Annotated in this window: 1 protein-coding gene; it reads right to left on the bottom strand. The window is 69.2% G+C overall.

Going from position 1 to position 1,468, the window contains the following annotated elements; translation table 11 throughout:
- Window positions 1-35: 35 nt before the first annotated feature.
- On the bottom strand, window positions 36-1,211 hold the full coding sequence (locus ACFVSN_RS45120; protein ID WP_387603978.1) for an IS30 family transposase: 1,176 nt from the start codon (window positions 1,209-1,211) through the stop codon (window positions 36-38).
- Window positions 1,212-1,468 lie beyond the last annotated feature (257 nt).

Raw genomic sequence — 1,468 nt, 5'->3', positions numbered from 1 at the left:
GGCGGATTCTTGGGGTCCTCGCAACACCTGATGGCTTACGTGGTCGTCAGTAGATCACGCAGGCGCTCGGCTGGGGTTCTCCAGCCGAGCGTTTTGCGTGGTCGGCCGTTGAGCTTCTGGGCGACGTGTTCGAGGTCTTCGGTGCTGTGCACGGACAGGTCGGTGCCCTTGGGGAAGTACTGCCGCAGCAGCCCGTTGGTGTTCTCGTTCGATCCGCGCTGCCAGGGCGAGTGCGGATCGCAGAAGTAGACCGGCACTCCCGTGGCCACGGTGAACTGTTTGTGCGCGGCCATCTCGCAGCCCTGGTCCCAGGTCAGCGAGCCGCGTAGGTGCTCGGGCAGGGTCTGGATCAGGGGCACCAGCACGTCGCGGACCTCCACGGCGGTGTGCCCGCCGGGCAGATGCCCGAGCAGGACGTAGCGGGTGGAGCGCTCGACCAGGGTCACGATCGCGCTCTCGTTGAGGGCTCCGACGATCAGATCGCCTTCCCAGTGGCCGGGTACCGCCCGGTCCTCGACCTCGGCAGGGCGATCGGAGATCATCACCATCTCGTCGACGAACCGCGGTGTGCGCTGCTGTGGACTGCGGTGTGGCTTGCGGCGGGTGCGCCCGGTGCGCAGTGCGAGTGCGACCTCGCGACGCAGACCGCCGCGGGCCTGGACGTAGATCGCCTGATAGACGGTCTCCGGACTCACCCGCATGCTGTCGTCGTCGGGGAACTCCATGACCAGAGCGTGACAGATCTGCTCGGGCGACCACTGTTCCTGCAGTTTGCCCGCGACGAACTCGCGCAGCGGACCGTCCTGGGCGAGCTTGGAGCCCTTGGGGCGCGACCGGCTCTTCGCCCACGCCCGCTGGGCCCGATGCGGCTGGTAGACGCCATCGACTGCCCGGGCGTCGATCTCGCGCTTGACGGTGGACGCGGGCCGGCCGAGCGCCCGTCCGATCGCCCGCAGCGACCGGCGCTCACGACGCATGTCGGCGATCAACTCCCGCTCGGTCACCGTCAGATACCGTGCGTGCAGCCCGGCCTCGACCGCCGCAAGGGACGGCTGGGCATCAACAACAAGGGTGGTCACACCCGTCTTGTAGTCGACGCGGCGCCCATCGGGGTGCAGACGCGCGTCGCCGATCTTCCGGATTCCGCGATCCCAGTCCCGGGCGGTGCGCTCGTGGACCCCCACCCGCGCGGCAGCATCCCGTCGTCGCACCCCGGACGCACGAAGCCGGTCGTACTCCGCCCGCCCCGGGTGCTCACTCGCGCCAGGTTTCCCACGACCACGGACACCGGCCCTGCGCGCCCACCCGGCCGCCGTGTGCCGGTTCACCCCGACCGCCCGGGCCGCCCCCACAACGCTGCCGTTCTCCCGATCCAACGCCTCGAAGAACCTCGCCTTCAAGCCCTCAAAATCCACGATCCCCGCAACTCCCTGAACTCAGGGTGTTGCGGGGATCGCTAGAGCCCGCC

It is taken from the genome of Kitasatospora sp. NPDC057904 (assembly GCF_042887925.1).
Taxonomy (GTDB): Bacteria; Actinomycetota; Actinomycetes; order Streptomycetales; family Streptomycetaceae; genus Kitasatospora.
Note: the sequence above shows the minus strand (reverse complement) of the source record. Positions and strands in the feature narration are given on the sequence as shown.